At 54.0% G+C, this 21076-nt stretch carries 19 protein-coding genes; 8 read left to right on the forward strand and 11 right to left on the reverse strand.

Features of this window, described 5'->3' with window-relative positions:
- Positions 1-23: 23 nt before the first annotated feature.
- On the reverse strand, positions 24-1913 hold the full coding sequence (locus tag RAC90_RS05985) for a dipeptide ABC transporter ATP-binding protein (RefSeq protein WP_375124114.1): 1890 nt from the start codon (positions 1911-1913) through the stop codon (positions 24-26).
- Complete coding sequence (locus tag RAC90_RS05990) at positions 1876-2835, reverse strand: isoaspartyl peptidase/L-asparaginase family protein (RefSeq protein WP_033737675.1); 960 nt, start codon at positions 2833-2835, stop codon at positions 1876-1878. Before RAC90_RS05990 ends, RAC90_RS05985 begins: the two co-directional genes overlap by 38 nt.
- Before the next feature lie 218 nt (positions 2836-3053).
- On the opposite strand from RAC90_RS05990, the gene moeA reads away from it, so the two are divergent.
- Positions 3054-4289, forward strand: a complete 1236-nt coding sequence (moeA, locus tag RAC90_RS05995) for a molybdopterin molybdotransferase MoeA (RefSeq protein ID WP_375124115.1) — start codon at positions 3054-3056, stop codon at positions 4287-4289.
- A complete protein-coding gene (gene moeB / locus RAC90_RS06000) occupies positions 4290-5057 on the forward strand; it encodes a molybdopterin-synthase adenylyltransferase MoeB (protein WP_054634252.1) in 768 nt (255 codons plus the stop codon).
- A 93-nt stretch (positions 5058-5150) separates the two neighbouring features.
- On the opposite strand, the gene RAC90_RS06005 is transcribed toward moeB, so the two are convergent.
- From RAC90_RS06005 to mntR, 7 genes are all read right to left on the reverse strand, one after another.
- Complete coding sequence (locus RAC90_RS06005; RefSeq protein WP_039341417.1) at positions 5151-6743, reverse strand: ABC-F family ATPase; 1593 nt, start codon at positions 6741-6743, stop codon at positions 5151-5153.
- Positions 6744-7051: 308 nt separating this feature from the next.
- A complete protein-coding gene (locus RAC90_RS06010; protein ID WP_014606234.1) occupies positions 7052-7453 on the reverse strand; it encodes an H-NS family nucleoid-associated regulatory protein in 402 nt (133 codons plus the stop codon).
- 702 nt (positions 7454-8155) lie between these two features.
- On the reverse strand, positions 8156-9685 hold the full coding sequence (locus RAC90_RS06015; RefSeq protein WP_058701048.1) for an efflux transporter outer membrane subunit: 1530 nt from the start codon (positions 9683-9685) through the stop codon (positions 8156-8158).
- Between the two features lies 1 nt (position 9686).
- Positions 9687-11255 carry a DHA2 family efflux MFS transporter permease subunit gene (locus RAC90_RS06020; protein WP_033737679.1) on the reverse strand — a complete coding sequence of 523 codons (1569 nt, stop codon included), beginning with the start codon at positions 11253-11255 and terminating at the stop codon, positions 9687-9689.
- On the reverse strand, positions 11252-12400 hold the full coding sequence (locus tag RAC90_RS06025) for an HlyD family secretion protein (RefSeq protein ID WP_172912302.1): 1149 nt from the start codon (positions 12398-12400) through the stop codon (positions 11252-11254). Before RAC90_RS06025 ends, RAC90_RS06020 begins: the two co-directional genes overlap by 4 nt.
- A 143-nt stretch (positions 12401-12543) precedes the next feature.
- Positions 12544-13653: an SLC13 family permease gene (locus RAC90_RS06030; RefSeq protein ID WP_054634256.1), complete on the reverse strand. Its 1110-nt coding sequence runs from the start codon at positions 13651-13653 to the stop codon at positions 12544-12546.
- A 24-nt stretch (positions 13654-13677) separates the two neighbouring features.
- On the reverse strand, positions 13678-14136 hold the full coding sequence (gene mntR / locus RAC90_RS06035; protein ID WP_033737682.1) for a manganese-binding transcriptional regulator MntR: 459 nt from the start codon (positions 14134-14136) through the stop codon (positions 13678-13680).
- A gap of 212 nt (positions 14137-14348) precedes the next feature.
- Between mntR and RAC90_RS06040 the strand changes: the two genes are divergently transcribed.
- On the forward strand, positions 14349-14534 hold the full coding sequence (locus tag RAC90_RS06040; protein ID WP_133745104.1) for a hypothetical protein: 186 nt from the start codon (positions 14349-14351) through the stop codon (positions 14532-14534).
- A gap of 378 nt (positions 14535-14912) precedes the next feature.
- Here RAC90_RS06040 and ompX read toward each other — a convergent pair whose 3' ends face one another.
- Positions 14913-15425, reverse strand: coding sequence for an outer membrane protein OmpX (gene ompX, locus RAC90_RS06045; protein ID WP_033737684.1), 513 nt, complete (start codon positions 15423-15425; stop codon positions 14913-14915).
- A gap of 369 nt (positions 15426-15794) precedes the next feature.
- Between ompX and rhtA the strand changes: the two genes are divergently transcribed.
- From rhtA to glnQ, 5 genes are all read left to right on the forward strand, one after another.
- Complete coding sequence (gene rhtA, locus RAC90_RS06050; protein WP_263758818.1) at positions 15795-16706, forward strand: threonine/homoserine exporter RhtA; 912 nt, start codon at positions 15795-15797, stop codon at positions 16704-16706.
- Between the two features lie 321 nt (positions 16707-17027).
- Entirely contained in the window at positions 17028-17531 is a 504-nt protein-coding gene (gene dps / locus RAC90_RS06055; protein WP_033737686.1) for a DNA starvation/stationary phase protection protein Dps, read from the forward strand.
- 331 nt (positions 17532-17862) lie between these two features.
- The gene (gene glnH / locus RAC90_RS06060; RefSeq protein WP_375124162.1) at positions 17863-18609 is read left to right on the forward strand and encodes a glutamine ABC transporter substrate-binding protein GlnH; all 747 of its coding nucleotides are present in this window, start codon (positions 17863-17865) and stop codon (positions 18607-18609) included.
- Positions 18610-18687: 78 nt separating this feature from the next.
- Positions 18688-19347: a glutamine ABC transporter permease GlnP gene (glnP, locus tag RAC90_RS06065; RefSeq protein ID WP_033737688.1), complete on the forward strand. Its 660-nt coding sequence runs from the start codon at positions 18688-18690 to the stop codon at positions 19345-19347.
- Positions 19344-20066, forward strand: a complete 723-nt coding sequence (gene glnQ, locus RAC90_RS06070; RefSeq protein ID WP_039341430.1) for a glutamine ABC transporter ATP-binding protein GlnQ — start codon at positions 19344-19346, stop codon at positions 20064-20066. Before glnP ends, glnQ begins: the two co-directional genes overlap by 4 nt.
- An 80-nt stretch (positions 20067-20146) precedes the next feature.
- Here the strand turns inward: glnQ and rlmF are convergent, their stop codons facing one another.
- Complete coding sequence (gene rlmF, locus RAC90_RS06075; protein ID WP_054634366.1) at positions 20147-21070, reverse strand: 23S rRNA (adenine(1618)-N(6))-methyltransferase RlmF; 924 nt, start codon at positions 21068-21070, stop codon at positions 20147-20149.
- Positions 21071-21076: the final 6 nt, after the last annotated feature.

A 21076-nucleotide genomic window follows, 5' to 3' on the forward strand; every position in this document is an offset into this window, starting at 1 on the left:
CGCCGTGGCGATAGCGTATTATTTCAGATCGCGCTGGTGGCAGAGCGAGCCACAAAATGACCGGGGGCCACTTCCATCAGCGAAACCCGTTCGGGTTCATCGCCCAGTGCACGAATCGGGCTGGGGATCTCATCGACCAGCAGACTGCGCTCGCGTTGCCGACGTGTCGGGTCGGCAACCGGCACGGCGGCCATTAATTTTTGGGTATACGGATGATGTGGCTGCCCGAATACCGACTGACGTGGGCCGATTTCCACAATCTGTCCAAGATACATCACCGCTACGCGGTGGCTGATGCGCTCAACCACCGCCATATCATGGGAAATAAACAAAAAGGCGATACCAAATTCACGCTGAAGGTCGAGCATCAGGTTGATGATTTGTGCCTGAATGGAGACATCAAGCGCGGACACCGACTCGTCGGCAATCACCACTTTGGGGTTCAGCGCCAGTGCCCGCGCGATGCAGATACGCTGACGCTGGCCACCCGAAAACTCATGCGGATAACGCTTTGCGTGTTCCGGCAGTAAGCCAACCTTTTCCAGTAACCAGGCCACGCGCTGTTCCGCTTCGCGTCGTGGCATCACCTTGTGAACCAGCAGCGGCTCCATAATCGAAAATCCCACCGTCAGGCGCGGATCGAGCGATGCATAAGGGTCCTGGAAGATAAACTGCATATCGCGCCGCAGATGCGCCAGCGCCGCTCCCGAAAGATCGTTAATACGCTGCCCGTCAAAGGTAATGCTGCCTCCCTGACTGGTGACCAGTTTCAGCAGTGAACGTCCGGTGGTCGATTTACCGCACCCGGACTCCCCTACCAGCGCCAGCGTTTCGCCTGCATACAGATCAAAGCTGATGTTCTCGACCGCGTGCACCCGGCTCGTTACGCGATTCAGTAATCCTGAGCGAATATCGAAGCGCGTGACCAGATTGCGCACCTGCAGGATGGGCGGGCGATCGTGACGTACGGTGTTTTGCGGTACGTCGGGTGCCGCATCGTTGAGCAGGAGAGGAAATTTCGCGGGCAGCGGCTGGTCCTGCATCGCACCCAGGGTCGGGACAGCGGCCAGCAACGCCCGGGTGTAAGGCTGCTGCGGTGCGCTGAACAGCTCGGCGGTAGGGGCGTTTTCCAGCACCTCACCGCGATACATCACCTGGACGCGGTCCGCCATTTCCGCCACCACGCCCATATCGTGAGTGATAAAAATCACGCCCATCTGCATCTCTTTCTGCAGCTCGCGGATCAGTTGCAGGATCTGGGCCTGAATCGTCACGTCCAGGGCAGTGGTCGGCTCGTCGGCAATCAGCAGCGCAGGCTTACACGACAGGGCCATCGCAATCATCACGCGCTGCCGCATACCGCCGGAAAGCTGGTGAGGATAACGGCGCAGCATACTTTGTGCGTCAGGAATGCGTACCCGATCCAGCATACGACGCGCTTCCGTCAGGGCTTCGGACTGGCTTTTACCCTGATGCAGTCGAATGGATTCTGCGATCTGATCGCCTACCGTAAACACCGGATTCAGCGAGGTCATCGGTTCCTGGAAAATCATGGCCATATCCGCGCCGCGCACCCTGCGCATCTGACCGCGCGGCATCCGCATCAGATCCAGTGCCTCACCACTGCGCCGACGCAGCCGTATCTCGCCACTGACCTCTGCGCTGTCCTGCGCCAACAGGCGCATGATCGCCAGTGAGGTGACGGATTTACCCGAGCCGGACTCGCCCACTAAAGCCAGCGTTTCGCCGCGAAACACATCAAGTGAAAGATGACGCACGGCTTCGGTCACCTGGCCGTCATGGTGAAAACGTACGTTCAGGTCGCGCACCGCCAACACCTGTTCGGGAGACAGAGGGAGCCTGTCAGGCTGGCTGTTAGCTTTCACGGTAAATTGCGACCTCTGCGACGTCATCCACCCGGGCAACAGCCCGGTACATGCCTTCGCTGTTGAACGGCAGTGCCACATTGCCCTCCCGATCAACCGCAATCAGCCCACCGCTGCCGCCCAGCTCCAGCACGCTGTCATGAATCACATTGACGCTGGCCTGTTGTAATGTCCGCCCGGCGTAACGCATTTGTGCCGCCACATCGTAGGCCGCCAGGGTGCGGATAAACACTTCGCCAGTGCCGGTGCAGGACACCGCCGCGCTGTCGTTACTGGCATAGCAGCCTGCGCCAGGCAACGGTGAGTCGCCTACGCGCCCCTGCTGTTTATTGGTCATGCCGCCGGTCGACGTCGCCGCCGCCAGGTTTCCCGCCAAATCCAGCGCCACGGCACCGACCGTGCCAAACTTACGATCCGGGTCAAGAGGATCGCCGCCCTGGGCGGCGCCATCGTGGTCAAGCACAGCGGCATCGCTGCGCAGCGCCCGTTGCAGTTGCTCCAGGCGTTCAGGCGTGGAAAAGAAATCCGGTTCAACCTGCTCAAGCCCCTGCGCAAACGCAAAGGCTTCGGCCCCTTCCCCGATCAACAGGACATGCGGGCTATGGTCTAACAGCGCACGCGCTGCCAGTACCGGGTTGCGCAGCCGGGAGACGCCCGCCACTGCCCCAGCCTGCAGCGTTCTGCCATCCATGATGCTGGCATCCAGCTCATGTGTGCCCTGATGGGTAAACACAGCCCCTTTACCCGCATTAAACAGCGGGCACTCTTCCAGCCTGCGCACCGCTTCAGTCACCACATCCAGCGCGGATGCGCCCTGCGCCAGCAGGGTTTGGCCATGTGTCACAATGTCGTGAAGCGCCTGACGATAAGCCTGTTCTTTCTCTGCGCTCATGGCAGCACGCGTAATTGCGCCTGCGCCGCCATGAATGGCGATCACTGCTTTAGCCATACTGCGTTACCCTGTGGTTGCATCAGAAGGAAAAACACTGATTTTGAATGGTTTTACGTCTTGTTAGCGTATTTTTGAATATAGAAAGCCCGCCATAGCTTGTAAAGCGGAAACTGGTCCCGCGCTAATAACCTTTCGTTGTGGCTTATACCGATGTGACTCTGAGGATAAAAGCCACCATAATAGTCAGCAATTGCAACAGACAGACTGAGACAATAATGGAAAGCTTTACTGCCGGACTGATTTCCCTTGAAGACGCGCAACAGAAGATGCTGGCGCAACTGACGCCCATCACCGAATCCCTGGATGTGCCCCTGACCGACGCGGCCGGGCGCATCACCGCCTGCAGCGTGACCTCCCCCATTGATGTACCGCCTTTTAACAACTCAGCCATGGACGGTTATGCCGTCAGGCTTGCTGATGTACAAGAGGGTCAGCCCTTAAGGGTTGCCGGTAAAGCCTTTGCCGGTGCGCCGTTTTCGGGTGACTGGCCTGCGGGCAGTGTCATCAGAATCATGACGGGCGCGCCGGTACCGGACGGCTGCGATGCCGTCGTCATGCAGGAGCAAACCCATCTGCAGGGCGAACAGATTGTTATTGATGCGCCCGTAAAAGCCGGACAAAACATCCGCCTGATCGGCGATGATATCCGGGCAGGCCATCAGGTCCTTGCGCCTGGCGTGCGCCTGGGCGCTGCGGAACTGCCGTTGCTGGCCTCATTAGGCATCGCCACGGTGAAGGTGCTGCGCAAATTGCGCGTGGCAATTTTCTCCACCGGGGATGAGCTGCAACCCGTGGGCCAGCCGCTGTCTGACGGGCAAATCTATGACACCAACCGGTTTGCCATCTCCCTCATGCTGCATAAGCTGGGCTGCGAGGTGATCGATCTTGGCATTGTTCGCGACGATCCGGTCGCCCTGCGGGCTGCCTTTATGGACGCCGATCGCCAGGCCGATGTGGTCATCAGCACCGGCGGTGTCTCTGTTGGTGAAGCCGACTTTACTAAGGCGATGCTGGAGGAACTGGGCAGTATTCGCTTCTGGAAGCTGGCCATTAAACCGGGCAAACCTTTCGCCTTTGGCCGCCTGGCAAACAGCTGGTTCTGCGGCCTGCCCGGCAATCCGGTCTCGGCCGTCGTGACCTTTTATCAACTGGTGCAGCCCCTGCTGGCCCGTCTGACCGGACAGTCAGCTTCGGCTTTACCGCCACGTCAGCGCGTGCGTACAGCAAGCGCACTGAAAAAATCGCCAGGCCGTCTGGATTTTCAGCGCGGTGTGCTGCGGCGAAATGCTGAGGGTGAAACAGAAGTCATCAGCACGGGTGCCCAGGGTTCGCATGTGTACAGCTCGTTTTCACAGGCTAACTGCTTTATCGTACTGGAGCGTGAGCGCGGCTATGTCGAGGCGGGAGAATGGGTGGATGTTGAGCCCTTCAACGCCCTACTGGAGGGATAAATGCTGCCCGAACTCAGCCACGAGGAAATGCTGCGCTATAACCGGCAAATTGTCCTGCGGGGGTTTGACTTTGACGGACAGGAAGCCCTGAAGGCCAGCCATGTGTTGGTCGTGGGCCTGGGCGGTTTAGGCTGTGCAGCCGCACCTTATCTGGCGGCAGCGGGCGTCGGTCACCTGTCTCTGCTGGATTTTGATACGGTTTCGCTCTCAAACCTGCAGCGACAGATTCTGCATCATGATGCGGATATTGGTCGGGCCAAGGTCGAATCCGCCCGGGCACGCCTGGCGGAGATCAATCCCCACTGTCAGTTATATCCGGTCCACGGCCAGTTGGACGATGACGCGCTGCGGGCGCTCATCGCCAGGCAGCAGGTCGTGGTCGACTGCACGGATAATGTCAGCGTGCGTGAACAGCTTAACCGGCTTTGTTATGAACTGAAGGTGCCCCTGGTTTCGGGCGCGGCGATTCGCATGGAAGGTCAGTTGAGTGTGTTTGACTGGCAGCCTGGTGCGCCCTGCTACCGCTGTATCAGCCGTTTGTTTGGCGCTCAGGTGCTCAGCTGCGTGGAAGCCGGTGTAATGGCGCCGCTGGTGGGTGTGGTCGGTGCCATGCAGGCGATGGAAGCGATAAAGCTGCTGACCCGGTTTGGCACGCCCGCGCGCTCACGTTTGCTCATGTATGATGCCATGCGCGCAGAGTTTCGCACGATGCATGTCGCACAGGATCCGAATTGTGAAGTCTGTGGCCATTCTGAGTGCACAGGCTAAAGGCCGGTCTGATTGAACGCTGAGCGTGAGCGATTACAAAAGGCGGGTCAATGCACGAAAGAAAACGGGGTAGTCAGCGCTACCCCGCAGGCCTTAAACGATGCCCTGACTGCGCAGGTAGTCTTCGTAATTCCCGGTGAAATCGACGATGCGATCCGCCTTGATTTCCATAACACGCGTCGCCAGTGAGCTGACGAATTCACGGTCATGGGAAACGAAAATCAGCGTGCCTTCATACATTTCCAGCGCCATGTTTAATGACTCGATGGATTCCATATCCAGGTGGTTGGTGGGTTCATCCATAATCAGAATGTTAGGCTTCTGCATCATCAGCTTGCCGAACAGCATGCGCCCTTTCTCACCACCCGACAGCACCTTGGCGGGCTTTTTAATGTCGTCCTGAGAAAACAACAGGCGGCCAAGAATACCGCGTACGGCCTGCTCATCATCGCCCGGCTGCTTCCACTGACTCATCCAGTCAAAAACCGTCAGATCGTCAGCAAAATCGTCTGCGTGGTCCTGCGCGTAATAGCCAATTTTGGCATTCTCGGACCATTTAACGCTGCCGCTTTCTGGCGTCAGTTCGCCGACCAGGGTTTTTAACAGCGTGGATTTACCGATACCGTTAGCCCCTAATATCGCCAGTTTTTCACCGACTTCCAGCAGCAGATTAAGATTTTTGAACAGAGGACCGTTATCAAAGCCTTTCGTCAGGCCTTCCACTTCCAGCGCATTACGGAACAGTTTCTTATCCTGTTCAAAACGGATATATGGATTCTGACGGCTGGAGGCTTTCACTTCTTCCAGCTTTATTTTATCCATTTGTTTAGCGCGCGAGGTGGCCTGACGCGATTTAGAAGCGTTGGCACTAAAGCGGCTGACAAACGACTGCAGATCGGCAATTTGCGCTTTTTTCTTGGCGTTATCCGCTAACAGACGTTCACGCGCCTGGGTGGCCGCGGTCATATATTCATCATAATTACCGGAATAAACGCGCAGCTCGCCATAGTCCAGATCGGCCATGTGCGTGCAGACCATATTGAGGAAGTGACGGTCGTGCGAAATGATAATCATGGTGCTGTCGCGTTCGTTTAACACCTGCTCCAGCCAACGGATGGTATCGATATCCAGGTTGTTGGTCGGTTCGTCCAGCAGCAAAATATCCGGATTAGAAAACAAGGCCTGGGCTAAAAGAACGCGTAATTTAAAGCCTGGCGCAATTTCGCTCATCGGCCCGTAATGCTGTTCAACCGGGATGCCCACGCCAAGTAATAATTCACCGGCGCGCGATTCCGCGCTGTAACCATCCATTTCGCCATACTGTACTTCCAGGTCTGCGACTTTGTAGCCTTCCTCTTCGCTCATTTCGGGCAGGGAATAAATACGGTCACGTTCCTGTTTCACTTCCCATAATTCATGGTGCCCCATGATTACCGTATCAATCACACTATATTGTTCAAAGGCGAACTGGTCCTGGCGTAATTTACCAATACGTTCATTGGGATCGTAGGAAACATTGCCGCCCGACGGCACCAAATCGCCACCCAAAATCTTCATGAAGGTGGATTTTCCGCTGCCGTTCGCACCGATTAAACCGTACCGATTACCGCCGCCAAATTTAACGGAGATATTTTCGAACAGTGGCTTGCTGCCAAACTGCATGGTGATATTGCTGCTAACTAACACGGCATTGACCTTAGTGAAGAGAGTGGATGGAAAACGGCGGCTATTATGCCAGATGTGACGTAGCGCACGCCAGTCTCCGGCTACCCTTGCATGAGTGTCTGTTGAAAACGCATGACTTTTTATTTTCACTGCCCGTACGTTTGCCGCTTAACCCAGCCGCTGGCACGCTGCGCAGAGGGGAAGCCCTACCTGCGCACGCCACACCGGGTGCATGACAGCGAGAGTAATAAGCAAAGAGCAGGGTTTTTTAAATAAAAAAAGCCGGCGACATAAATGTCGCCGGCTACCACTTACAAGGATTGTGTCGATTAATCGATCAGGAAGCTGTCCAGGCTTTTACCTTCGTCCAGCGCTTTTTTAATTGCTGCTGGCGTGCGGCCCTGGCCGGTCCATGATTTTTTCTCGCCATTTTCGTCGGTGTAAGAATATTTAGCCGGACGTGGCGCACGCTTAGTGCGTTTTTTACCCTGCTCCAGCGCACCTAATAATTCATTAGGATCGATGCCATCAGCCAACAGCATTTCGCGATATTTCGATAACTTCTCTTCTTTTTCACGATTCTGTTGTTCTTCAGCGTGCGCTTCTTCACGACGTTCCGTTACTACAACGGTCAATTTCTCAAGAATTTCTTCCAGATCGCTCAGTGGCAGTTCACGAGCCTGGGCACGTAATGTGCGAATGTTGTTTAGAACTTTAAATGCGTCACTCATCACAATATCCTTGATTAAGGGGTTTAATTAAACTGTAGCGTCAAGATTACCTAATTCAAATAAAAAAATAAATTAATTTATTACTACAGATAATTCCGATAGGTTTTTTAAATGTCAGTGAAGTATTCAGAATGCTTATGTGGAGAGATAATTAACCTCAAATTAACACTAAATGCCTGCTATCCTTGCACAATGTAAACGATTTCATTGATTACACTTACTGTATGAATTCGCTATGCGCTTTTAAATTTTAACGCTGAATATTTTTTAACACCGGTGAAGAATTTGGATTAATTTGCCTGTCCTGAGTCAGACGTTCTCCGCCCGGAACACGCGGTCTGTGAACAAAATAGCTGACGTCGGGTACGAGGTTTATCGCGCTTCGCCACAATAATATCGGCTTTATGGCGAATAAAATGTGGGGATATTGCCTTTGTCCCCCTTCACTCCCCGACAAAAATGCTGCATCGGCACAGGCAAGGCGACGGCGTTTCACAGCCGTTATAAGGTTGAATACATTTACAGACAATTTATGCTTCACAGTATGTGCGCCGGCTAAATAGCCAGCAACCCTTTTAAACCACCAGCTTTAAGGGTGATTAAATGAGTTTACTGAACGATATAACAGATAAATAATAAAGCGCAGGTATTACACTGTCTGATAACAGGCCGTGGTCTGCCGAAAGGCCACGGCCTGAAGGATTAATTTACCTGGGTCGCAGGTCCAAACACGTCATACTGAGGGAGCTGAACGTTTTGATAGGTTTCCCAGCCGCCGCCCAGCGCTTTGTAGAGCGCCACCAGATCCAGCCCGCTTTGCATGCGCGCCTGTGTTGCCTGCTCCTCGGCCTGGGCGAGCTGGCGCTGCGCATCAAGCACCTCAAGGAAGGTCGATAATCCCTGACGATAGCTGTCGCTCGCCAAATCAAAGGTCCGTTGCAGTGCACCGGTCGTTTCGTCCAGCGCCGTGACGCGCTGCTGATCGGCCCGGTAACTCACAAGGGCGTTTTCGACATCCTGCAAAGCCGTCAGCACCGTCTGGCGATAATCCAGCGCCGCGCTGGCCTGCTGAGCACGTGCAAGCTTCACGCTGGAAACCAGCCGGCCCCCCTGAAAAAGGGGAATCGACAGCGAAGGCCCCACGCTATAGAAGTGGCTGCTCCAGTCGTCCAGATAACTGGCATCGGTATTGCGCACGCCCAACTGTCCGGTAAGAGAGAGGCTGGGGAACAGCTGTGCGACAGAAACGCCGATCCCGGCGGTTTGCGCATGGAGTTTCGCCTCTGCCTGGCGAATATCCGGGCGTCGACGCGCTAAGGTTGAGGGAATGCCGACCGCGACCGCATTCGGCAAGGCTGGCAGCGCTTTCGGCGTCTGCAGTTCTGCATCCAGCGCGCCGGGGGTTTTACCGATAAGCACAGCCAGACCGTTCATCGCCTGACGCGTTTGCGCCTGATACTGCGGTAGCTGCGCCTGTAAACTGCTCAACTGCGCCCGGGCATTTTCCACATCGGTTAACGGCGCCAGGCCATTGCGCTGCTGGCTTTGTGTCAGTTGCCAGGTCTGATCCGCCACCGCGATTTGCTGTTGCAGCGTGTTGACGGTTGCCTGCGCCCCACGCAGTTGTAACCAGGCACGGACAACTTCCGCTTCCAGCGACACCAGCGCATCGTTACGTTGCTCAATGGCCGCCTGTTGCTGTGCATTGGCTGATTCGATCTGACGTCGTACCTTGCCCCACAGATCCAGTTCCCAACTGGCATCGAAGCTGCCCTGATATAAGGTGACGGGCTGCGTCAGCCCGTTTAACTGGCTGGCGACAGTGCTGTCCACCTGGTCATTGACCCCATTCGCTTTCAGCAAACCTTCCAGCCCCAGTTGCTGACGCGTGACTTTTGCCGAACCGTTCAGGCTGGGAAACAAGCCGCCCTGCGCCTGAGATAACTGCTCGCGCGCGCCCGCAATGCGCAGGACGGTCTGCTGTAACGACAGATTACCCGCGATTGCGCGGGCAATCAGGCTGTCCAGTTGGGGATCGTTGAAGTTACGCCACCAGCGCGTATCCACTGCCGACGTCTGCGGTTTCGAGCGCTCCTGAGAATCCAGCGCGTGGTAGCTGCCCGGCAACTGAGGTTTTGGCGCCTGGTAGTCCGGGCCCACGCTGCAACCTGCCAGCGATAACGTCAGCAACAAGGTAAAGGGATTCAGGCGATACGTAGTCATAACCTTCATGTCAGTGTGCTCCTGCACTGCCTTCGCTTTTGACGGGCGACAGCAGCCAACAAAATGGAATCAAAATCAGGGCGACAATACTTAAGCCTGAAAAGACGTCGATATAAGCCAGAATGCGTGACTGGACAATCATCTCTTTATAGAGCTGGCCGGTTGCCAGCGTCACGGGATCGCCCACCGCCGACGTAAAGTCGCGAATCGCCTGCGCCCAGTGCTGAACGGTAATGTTAAATTGTTCATTTAACGGCGTCATGTTATGCACCATGTGGGCCGAACGCGCCTGCTCCCGCTCCGTAATTGCCGCCGTGGATAACGAGATGCCAATCGAACCCGCAACGTTACGGAACATCGTAAATAATGCTGATGCATCCGCGTTCAGGCGTTGTGGGATGGTAATGAAGGCAATGGTGGTCAGCGGCACAAACAGGAAGCCCAGGCCAATAGACTGCGCACTGCGCATCATGACCAGCGTGGAGAAATCGACATTGGGCGTTAACGTGGACGAGTAGAAAAACGCCAGGGCCAGGCAGCTAAAACCAAATGCGATGATATAGCGGGTTTGCACGACCGGCATCAGCTTAAGCACCAGCGGAATCGTCAGCACAATCAGCACGGCTCCGGGTGAAAGCACCAGCCCTGACCAGGTCGCCGTATAACCCAGATCCTGCTGGGCCAGTTGAGGCAGCACGACGGAACTACCATACAGAATCATTGCCATCCCGGCCATGAGCAGGCCCGCAACCCAGAAGTTACGGTCTTTCATTACCAGAATGTCGACTACCGGTTTGCGGGCATACATTAGCCAGTAGACGGCTCCGACAATGCCGACCAGCGCCAGTACCGCGAATAACACAATAAAGTGCGACGCAAACCAGTCCTCATCTTCACCCCGATCCAGCATCACCTGCAGGCAGCCCAGGCCCAGCGTAATTAAACCGATACCGATGTAGTCAATTTTCAGTTTGCCCTTGGCCCACTTGCGCTCCCATGGCGGATCTTCCAGCAGCGGCAAAATGGCCATGATCGTCAGGATACCGACCGGGATATTGATAAAGAACACCCAGCGCCAGCTGTAGTTATCCGTAATCCAGCCGCCCAGCGTCGGGCCGATAACAGGCGCCACGATAATCGCAATCGAGGAAAGGCCAAACGCTTTGCCCCGATCCTCAGGTTTAAAGTAGTCGAGCAGCACCGACTGCTGCACAGGCTGCAGGCCGCCGCCGAAAAACCCTTGCAGGACGCGGAACAGAATGATCTGCCAGAGTTCGGTGGCAATACCACACAGGAATGAGCAGATCGTGAACATGACGATACAGATTAAGAAAAACTGTTTACGGCCAAATAAACGACTGAAGAAGGCAGAGATGGGCAGCACAATGCCGTTCGCCACAAGGTACGAGGTCAGCACCCAGGTGGATTCATCGTAACTGGATGAGAGCGAACCGGCGATATGTGGCAGGGCCACGTTCACGATGGTGGTATCCAGGATTTCCATAAATACCGCCAGCGTTACCGTAATGGCCACGAGCCACGGATTACTGGCGGGTTTCCAGCTCTGCGATTCACTCATTCCACGGTTACCTTCGGTTCAACCGATAAGCCCAGTGGCAGTGGACGGTTAGGATCCAGTCCTTTATCAATCACAATTTTGACCGGCACGCGCTGAACGATTTTCACGTAGTTGCCCGTGGCATTCTCCGCCGGGAAGGTCGAAAAGCGCGAACCGGTGCCCATCTGGATGCTGTCGACGTGGCCTTCAAGTTTCATGTCAGGCCAGGCATCCACGCTGATGGTTACCTTGTCGCCGGGATTCATTCGCTCCAGCTGTGACTCTTTAAAGTTGGCGGTGATCCAGATATCCGGGGAAACCAGTGAGAACAAGGCGCTGCCCGCCTGAACCAACGTTCCCAACTGGACATTTCGCTTAGTCACAAACCCGTCGTAAGGAGCACGAACCTGAGTGTAAGACAGATTCAGCTCGGCCACATTCAGTTGGGCTTTTGCCTGCTCGACCTGTTCCTGACGCGCTTCAACATTGGTTTCCTGCTGACGGATTTGCAGGGCCACCTGCGAGGCGACTTCCACCTGAGCTTTGGCGCTTTGCAGTTGTGCCTGCGCGGAGCGTAACTGCGCCGAGGCTGAATCAATATTGCGTTGACTGGTGGCGCGGGGATCGACGCCGCGCTGACGACGGTAATCCGCCTGCGCATTCAGGTAGTTGGCCTCGGCTTTGGCCTGATCGGCCAGCGCCTGGTCGCGTTGCGCCGGGTACTGAACGCGCGACAGTGCCAGTTGCGCCTGAGCCTGGTGCAACTGTGCCATGGCCAGGCCAAGCTGTGCTTTTGCCTGCGCGCGCTGGGCTTCGTTATCGCTGGGATCGATTTCCACCAGCAGATCGCCCTTCTTCACGCGCTGGTTGTCTTTCACCAGCAATTTTACGACGTAACCCGAGGCTTTCGCTGCGATAGTCACTGCGTTGCCTTCGGTAAACGCATCGTCAGTCGTTTCTTCATTACGGGTGGTAAACCAGAAGAAGAACGCCACGATCAACATCACCACGACGACGACCGCCAAAATAATTAACGGCTTTTTGCCGGGACGCTTACGCGGTTTCTCGTCGTTATCGCTTTGGCTATCGTGTGCTGGGCTGTTTTTATCGGGCGCGTTTTCTGTGTCTTTCTGGTGTGGGTCGCGGTTGTTGTTGTTCTCGCTCATAGTGTCCGTCACTGGCTAAGGCCCTCAGTCCTGGGCGTAGAAAGTCAACTAAACATTAGATCGAAAACTGACAAAATCCAGTACAACTTTACTTAACTTGAGAAAGTTCGCACGTCCTGCCACGAGGGCAGGACAGGTTCGCGTCAGGCAACCAGTTTGAGCAACAGCCAGCCGGTCAGCATCGACCATGCGAGTAAGGGAACGGAGAACAGATGGAAGCGCCACCAGATGGCACGATCTTTCGCCATGCGCAGCGCAATCAGGTTGGCAAGCGAACCCGGTAGCAGGCCAAACCCACCGATATTGACCGCCCAGGCAAGGACGTCTGAAGGCGGCACTTTCTGCAAAAGCAGGATCGTGGCAGGCACATTACTGATTACCTGTGACAAGCCAATCGCCAACAGATAAAGCTCCCCTTTGGCAAGATGGGCAATCGCATCAAAATGGGCCTGCACAACAGGCAAGCGTGTCAGCAAGAACACGTCCAGGAACATGACGATGAAGACCACCAGCAGGCTCCAGTCGATATTCAGCAATACCTGGCGCGCCATAATAAAAAAGCAGACAAGAATCAGCAGTAGCGCCCAGCCGGTCAGGTGCCACTCCAGCGCGGCGATAAACAAGACGTAAAGCGCCAGACTGACGGCAAACAGCGGCTTCTGCCAGCTGTGCTGTTCTGCGTTCTCATGTTTTTCAATCGCGCGTTTGGCAAAACTAAACCAGGTGACGACCAGCAGGCTTAACAGCAGCCAGACGGCCAGCGGGGTCATTTGCCAGATAAAACCGACTACACTCAGCGAGCCGTGGCTCCACAGCAAAATATTCTGCGGATTGCCCACCGGCGTCAGCAACGAACCGGCATTTACGGCCAGCGCTTCGAAGATGATTAAGCGGGAAATCGGTAAATGGGAAAACTTGCGCAATGTCAGCGTCAGCGGCACCAGAATAAACAGGGCCACATCGTTGGTTAAGAAGGTCGAGAGCACCGCCGCCGCCAGCACCATAAACAGGGCCAGCGTGCGCTCATGCTTAAACCCCGCAATTAACCGACCGCCCAGAACATCAAAATACCCACTGGTTTCTAACCCCTTGGTGAGGATAAGCAGTCCACTCAGGGTGATGATGGTGTGCCAGTCCACTGCGGCAGGCAGATCCGCCCAGTGGTAATGAGCAAGAAACAGCAGAACAACCCCAACAACGACTAACAAGTGCAATATATGGTCATGCAGAAATGAGCGAAGCACAATGGGCATGATGTCCGGCGCCTTAACTGAGGATTAATTGTTTTGGTAAAATTTCTGGAATACGGCCAGGGTTTCATCACTGACGTGATGTTCGATGCCTTCAGAATCGCGGCGTGCCGTTTCCGGACTAATGCCAAGCGCTAACAGGAAGGTTTCAACGATGTGATGGCGGGCGCGGCTCTCTTCAGCCAGCTTTTCCCCTTCACGCGTCAAAAAGACGCCGCGATAAGGCACCTGCTCGACCAGGCCGGCAGTTCCTAACCGCTTTAACATTTTGGCGACGGTCGGTTGCGAAACCCCCAAACGCGCGGCCATGTCGACCTGGCGCGCCTCGCCAAACTCACCAATCAAATCAGAGATTAGCTCAACATAGTCATCAATCAGTTCACGACGATGCGCTTCGCGCACCTGCCGAAAACCTTCGACATGCTCTTCAATATCTTTTAGTGGTCCTTGCGGGGCAGAAACCACGCTTTTGGCACGACGACTCATTCAGCTTCCTCTTTATTTTTTCCACACCAGCCCTTCCGTGTGGATTTAGCTGCGCTCATTGTAAACCAGGCGCAAATAAGCTCAAATTTTTCGTCGTTAGCCTTGGCTAAACGGTATAGCCAGTGCTATATTTGTCGATAATGTAAACAGAGTGATGCATTAAAGCACGATCTCTGCTTACCGTTGCGTTAAATTTTATGGGAGGTGATGCTATGAGCACTCTGAAAAGCTGTATCGACTGCAGCAAATGCTTCCAGGCCGAAAAAATAACATCAGGAAAATCCTGGTGGTGCCTGCTGACGCGCTCCCCTTTTACGCTGCGCCTCATGCTTATTGAGCGTCTGCTGGGCCAGCAGCCGGAAACGCGCTACTGCCAAAAACTGATCTGGCGCGGCTGAATCCGTTTTCACATTCAGATTCATTACCCACGCGCGGCCTGTTTTCCTTTCCTCGCCGCGCGCCTGCATTGATCCACGCTTCTGATCTGGTCACCTGTGCCCTGCGCTTAGCGCTGTTCCTGTAAAGGTAAGCGTCAAAATACAGCCGCTGTGTAAGGCGCCCTTCTTTTGTTCTGTGCGGGCCTGGAAAAAAGGCTTCCTGCCAGGGAAGTCCGGGGCGCGGGTTAATGTCAGAACGTAATGCGGCGCGGAGAAGACAGATACAGGGACAGTCGCGGTGGCAAAGACAAAGACAAAGGCAGGTTATTAGCGCGGGTTTATGTTACCAATAAAAACGGCCCTGAAGAGGGCCGTTTTTTTAATCTCGACTAAGCTCGCTTAGAAGCTGTAGCCTACGCCAGCAATCCAGGTGCCAACGTCAACGCTACGGATGCGGCTCTGCTCATAGCCAACGTCCAGTGCAACGTTTTCCATTGGGTTGAACTGCATACCTGCGCCGTAAGAGAAACCGTAGTCGCTGGTGTCAGCTTTGTCGCGTGAAGTGGTGTCGTTAGCCTGGTATTTGCCGTAGCCAACACCAACCACACCATAGATGCTTGCCCAGTCATTCAGACGGAATGCTGGACCACCGGTGATACCGTAGTACTGGCCTTTATTGTAAATGCCGTCTTCGGTACGATCTTTCTCGGTGTAAGTGAATGAGCCGATCCAACCCAGTGGGTTAGAACCGTCTTCATAGCGATATTTCAGGTTGAAGCCGTTTGCTTTGTTAGCAACGCCCTGGTAGTCGCTCTGTGCGTAGCCACCGGTTACGGTGCTCTGTGCCATGGCGGAACCTGTTGCGACTGCTAACACACAGGCTAATGCTGAAAGACATGCAATTTTTTTCATAACCACCTCAAATGTGAAAGTACTTCTCTCCTGACAACGCTAAAAATATAACAAAAAATAGCGAGAAACTCTGCCCGCATTTTGTTGTCTAACACAGTGTTTGGTGTAACAGAAAGTTAATGGAGTTTCCTATGTCATTCATTTTTCTTATAAAAACCGTCATATCCTTGCAATAATGACCCCAAACAAATTTTCATTCTTTAAGTAAATTCCTAAAAAAACCTGACATTAATTTACTTTCCAGCCGGAAAAACTGCTTAAAAAGCAGGCAAACAGACAAAATTAAAATCAGTTTACGTCCCCTTTTTGACCAACATTTCCTTTACACTGGTCATCTTGTTAGCTCATTGATTGGGAAGTATCAACAGGATGTCAGTTTCGCCACTCAAATCGCTCACGCCAGCTTTACTCCCTGTCGTCGTGTTACTTATCTCGATGTTGTCGCTTCAGGGCGGCGCCTCACTGGCAAAAACACTTTTTCCCACCGTGGGTGCCACCGGCATCACCGCATTGCGCCTGGGCTTTGGCACCGTCATCCTTTGCCTCATCTTCAAGCCCTGGCGACTGCGTTTTCGTCCTGAACAGCGCATGCCGCTGATTATTTATGGCTTAGCATTGGGTACGATGAACTTTTTATTTTACCTGTCTATTCGGACGGTACCGCTTGGCATCGCGGTCGGGCTGGAGTTTGTTGGCCCGCTTACGCTTGCGCTGCTCGGCTCACGTCGGCCACTCGATTTTCTTTGGGTCATACTGGCGGTCATTGGGCTGTGGTTTTTACTGCCGTTCAGTACCGGTATTACCTCCGTCGATCCGATAGGTGCACTATTTGCGCTCGGTGCCGGTGTCTGTTGGGCAGTCTATATTCTGTCAGGGCAGCGCGCGGGCGCAGAGCACGGCGCGGCAACGGTCGCCATCGGCTCTCTGATCGCTTCGCTGATTTTTGTTCCCGTAGGGCTGACGTTTGCCGCAAGCGGCATCTGGCAATGGAGCGTCGTGCCGGTTGCCATTTTAGTGGCCTTTCTTTCAACGGCGCTTCCCTATTCACTGGAAATGATGGCACTGACCCGTTTACCTGCGCGCATTTTTGGTACGCTGATGAGCCTTGAGCCTGCGGTGGCGGCGCTGTCTGGCATGCTTTATCTGAATGAGAGCCTTTCTGGTGTGCAGTGTCTGGCGCTGCTGGCGATTATCCTGGCCTCGTCCGGCGCTACCCTGACCATGCGTCCCAGAAAGAGCCAGTTAAATGCAATAGAATTATCTGATAATAAAAAGAAATAACAGGTTTCCGCCTGCTGAAAGGCAGGCTAAATAACAATAACTCTCATGCTGATAATTATTTCAGTTGATGTGTAATAGAAAGTTAATATTTAATACAGGTAAAAATCATTCGATTGAATTTTTATTTAACCTTATGTATTTAAAGTGCTTTATGAAATGTTAAGTTTAACAATTTATTAACTATTTCACCCGCGCACCCACGCACGCTAAGGTGAATGCTATTTCATCCATTGATTAAGCCAATCCTGCAAGGCGGCAAATCGCTGCTATACTTAGTTTCGTACTTGATTAGGACAACCATTGAAAGAGAGGACTGAAACAATGAGTACCGCTAAACTGGTTAAAACAAAATCTTCTGATCTACTTTATACCCGTAATGACGTGGCAGATGACGAAAAGCGCGCCACCATTGAGGTGCTCAATCGCCTGGTCGTGGAGTTCATCGATCTGTCCCTGATCACTAAGCAAGCGCACTGGAACATGCGCGGCGCGAACTTCATCGGTGTGCACGAAATGCTGGACGGTTTCCGTACCACCATCACCGATCATCAGGACACTATCGCGGAACGCGTAGTGCAACTGGGTGGTGTAGCACTGGGTACCACCCAGGTCGTCAACGATAAAACGCCACTGAAAAGCTATCCGCTGAATATCCACAGCGTACAGGATCATCTGAAAGCGCTGGCCGACCGTTATGCTGTGGTGGCTAACGATACGCGCAAAGCGATTTCTGAAGTGAAAGATGAAGATACCGCCGATATCTTTACCGCGGCTTCTCGTGACCTGGATAAATTCCTGTGGTTCATTGAGTCTAATATCGAATAACGGTTTTACAGGCTATTACCAGGCGGGGAAACCCGCCTTTTTTACGTCTGTATTACTATAATTTATGACTTTGTTAACATTTCTGACGCTGCGCCCTTCCCGTTTTCGCCTTCTGATGCACACTACTCCTGCACCACTTTAGCGCTTCGCACCATGATGGATCACCATAATAGTGCATCGGCGCGACAGGTTGCAGAATCGTGTCAGCGATGATCTCCTGATCATTATATTTTTTACATTTTGAAAAGTTGGCATACTTTTTTCATATGATAGCCCGCAAATGATAGCTCGCAAACCCGGGCCCTGCGCCTGGTCGCAATAAGGAAAAATGATGAAATCGCTATTTAACATCTCTGTGGCCGCGTTGGCGCTGGCCTTCTCTCTCTCCACTTCCGCAGCAGAAAAGAAACTGATCGTCGCCACCGATACGGCTTTTGTCCCGTTTGAATTCAAACAAGGTGACAAATATGTCGGCTTTGACGTGGATTTATGGGATGCCATTGCGAAGGAACTGAAACTGGATTACACCCTGAAGCCGATGGACTTCAGCGGCATCATCCCTGCCCTTCAGACGCACAACGTCGATGTGGCACTGGCCGGCATTACCATTACTGACGAGCGCAAGAAAGCTATTGAGTTTTCTGATGGCTACTACAAAAGCGGTCTGCTGGTCATGGTGCGTAACAACGAGAAAGACATCAAAGGCATTGACGATCTGAACGGCAAAGTGGTGGCGGTGAAGAGCGGCACGGGTTCCGTAGATTATGCGAAGACGCACATCAAAACGAAAGATCTGCGTCAGTTCCCGAATATCGATAACGCTTACATGGAACTGGGCACCAACCGCGCTGACGCAGTGCTGCACGATACGCCCAATATTCTCTATTTCATCAACACCGCAGGTAAAGGCCGTTTCAAAGCTGTAGGTGATTCTATTGAAGCCCAGCAGTACGGCATTGCGTTCCCGAAAGGCAGTGATGAACTGCGTGAAAAAGTGAACGGCGCGCTGAAAACGCTTAAAGAGAACGGTACCTACAATCAACTCTATAAAAAGTGGTTCGGAACTGAACCGAAATAATCACTGAGCCCGTTTTTTATTTTTCAGCAGGGACCCTGTCCCTGCTTTTTTCCATCGCAACAACAGCGGAGTTTCACCATGGATTTTGACTGGAGCGTCATCTGGCCAGCCATGCCCGCGCTACTCGAAGGCGCAAAACTGACCTTAATTATTTCCATTATTGGCCTGGTCGGTGGATTGATCATCGGCCTGGTCGCGGGTTTTGCCCGCGCATACGGTGGCTGGCTGAGCAATAATATCGCCCTGGTTTTTATTGAAATCATTCGCGGTACGCCCATCGTCGTGCAGGTTATGTTCATCTATTTTGCCCTGCCTATGGCGTTCCCGGATTTGCGCATCGATCCGTTCACCGCCGCGGTGGTAACCATTATGATTAACTCGGGTGCCTATATTGCGGAAATTACCCGCGGTGCGGTCCTGTCCATTAACAAAGGCTTTCGCGAGGCCGGGCTGGCTTTGGGCCTGTCAGGCCGCGAAACCCTGCGCTACGTCATCATGCCGCTGGCGCTGCGTCGTATGCTGCCCCCGCTGGGCAATCAGTGGATTGTCAGCATTAAGGACACCTCGCTGTTTATTGTGATCGGTGTGGCCGAACTGACCCGCCAGGGACAGGAAATTATTGCCGGTAACTTCCGCGCGCTGGAAATCTGGAGCGCAGTGGCCGTTATTTATCTTGTGATTACGTTGGTGTTGAGCTTTGTGCTGCGCCGTATTGAGAAAAGGGTGAAAATCCTGTGATTGAATTTAAAAACGTCTCAAAGCATTTTGGCCAAACCCAGGTGCTGCACAATATCGACCTGAAGATTAATCAGGGTGAAGTCGTCGTGATTATCGGCCCCTCCGGTTCGGGTAAATCGACGCTGCTGCGTTGCATCAACAAGCTGGAAGAGATCACCAGCGGCGAACTGATCGTCGATGGCCTGAACGTTAACGATCCCAAAGTAGACGATCGCCTTATTCGTCAGGAAGCCGGCATGGTGTTTCAGCAGTTCCACCTTTTCCCGCAGATGAGTGCGCTGGATAACGTGGCTTTTGGCCCGATTCGCGTTCGCGGTGCCAGCAAAGAAGACGCACGAAAACTGGCCCATAGCCTGCTGGCGAAAGTGGGCCTGGCCGAGCGCGCCAACCATTTCCCTTCTGAGCTTTCGGGTGGACAGCAACAGCGCGTGGCGATTGCCCGGGCACTGGCGGTGAAACCCAAAATGATGCTGTTTGATGAGCCCACCTCCGCGCTGGACCCAGAACTGCGTCACGAAGTGCTGAAAGTCATGCAGGATCTGGCTGAAGAAGGCATGACAATGGTTATCGTCACACACGAAGTGGGTTTTGCCCGGAAAGTGGCGTCGCGCCTGATTTTTATTGATAAAGGCCGCATTGCCGAAGACGGCGATCCGGACCGTCTGATCAGTGATCCGCCCAGCGAACGTCTGCGCGAATTTTTACAGCACGTTTCCTGAGTGCGAACGGGCCGGCAGGCGGCCCGTTTTTCTCTGGCGACGCCACACGATGATGCGGCGAACTGACGCAAGCGCCTGCGTTAGCGGGACAATCGCTGCGCGCGTTGGGCGGCGGACATAAAGCTCCATGCCAGGAACCGGCTCTGCTTCTGCCCCTGCGCCATATTGACCACACGTACCACCTGGGTATCCAGCGCCTTCAGCTGTTTCTCCAGCGCGGGTAAATGCTCTTTGCGCGATACCAGCGATGTAAACCAGACGACCTGCTGAGCCAGACTGGCGCTTTCAGCGATCATTTTCCCGACAAAGCCCTTTTCTCCCCCTTCGCACCACAATTCATTGTGCTGGCCGCCAAAGTTCAGCGGTGCAGCCGGTGCCAGTCCCAGGTTGCGCGTTTTACGCTGTGAACCGGCCGCCGCCTCTGCCGCAGAAGCGTGAAAAGGCGGATTGCAGATGACCGCATGGAAGTTTTCATTCTTATTCACCACGCCATTCAGCACCACGGCGGGATTTTTTTGCCGACGCAGGCGGATCAGGCGTTGCATGCCCGGGTTCGCCGCGACAATTTTTGTCGCCGTTTTTAGTGCCGCGTCATCAATATCCGTGCCGGTAAAACGCCAGCCATATTCCGCCGCGCCGATCAGGGGATAAATACAGTTCGCCCCGCAGCCAATATCCAGGATGTCCGCCGGCGGGATCCTGCCCTGGTTGTCCAGTGCCAGTAAATCGGCCAGGTAGTGAAGATAGTCAGCGCGCCCCGGCACGGGCGGGCACAACGAACCAGGCGCCAGTTGCCAGTCAAGGCCGTAGAACAGTTTAAGCAGCGCCTGATTCAACAGCATGACCGCTTCAGGATCGGCAAAGTCCACCGACATGACGCCATAGCCGTTGGGCCGGACTTTTTCTGCCAGCGGCGGGTGCGCTGCCGTCAGCGCGGCAAAATCATATTCACCCTGGTGGCGGTTACGGGCATGGAAAGGGGACGGGCTGGCAGACTTTTTCATACGTTC

The sequence above is a fragment of the Pantoea sp. CS_6 genome, from assembly GCF_041954745.1.
Taxonomy (GTDB): domain Bacteria; phylum Pseudomonadota; class Gammaproteobacteria; order Enterobacterales; family Enterobacteriaceae; genus Pantoea; species Pantoea stewartii.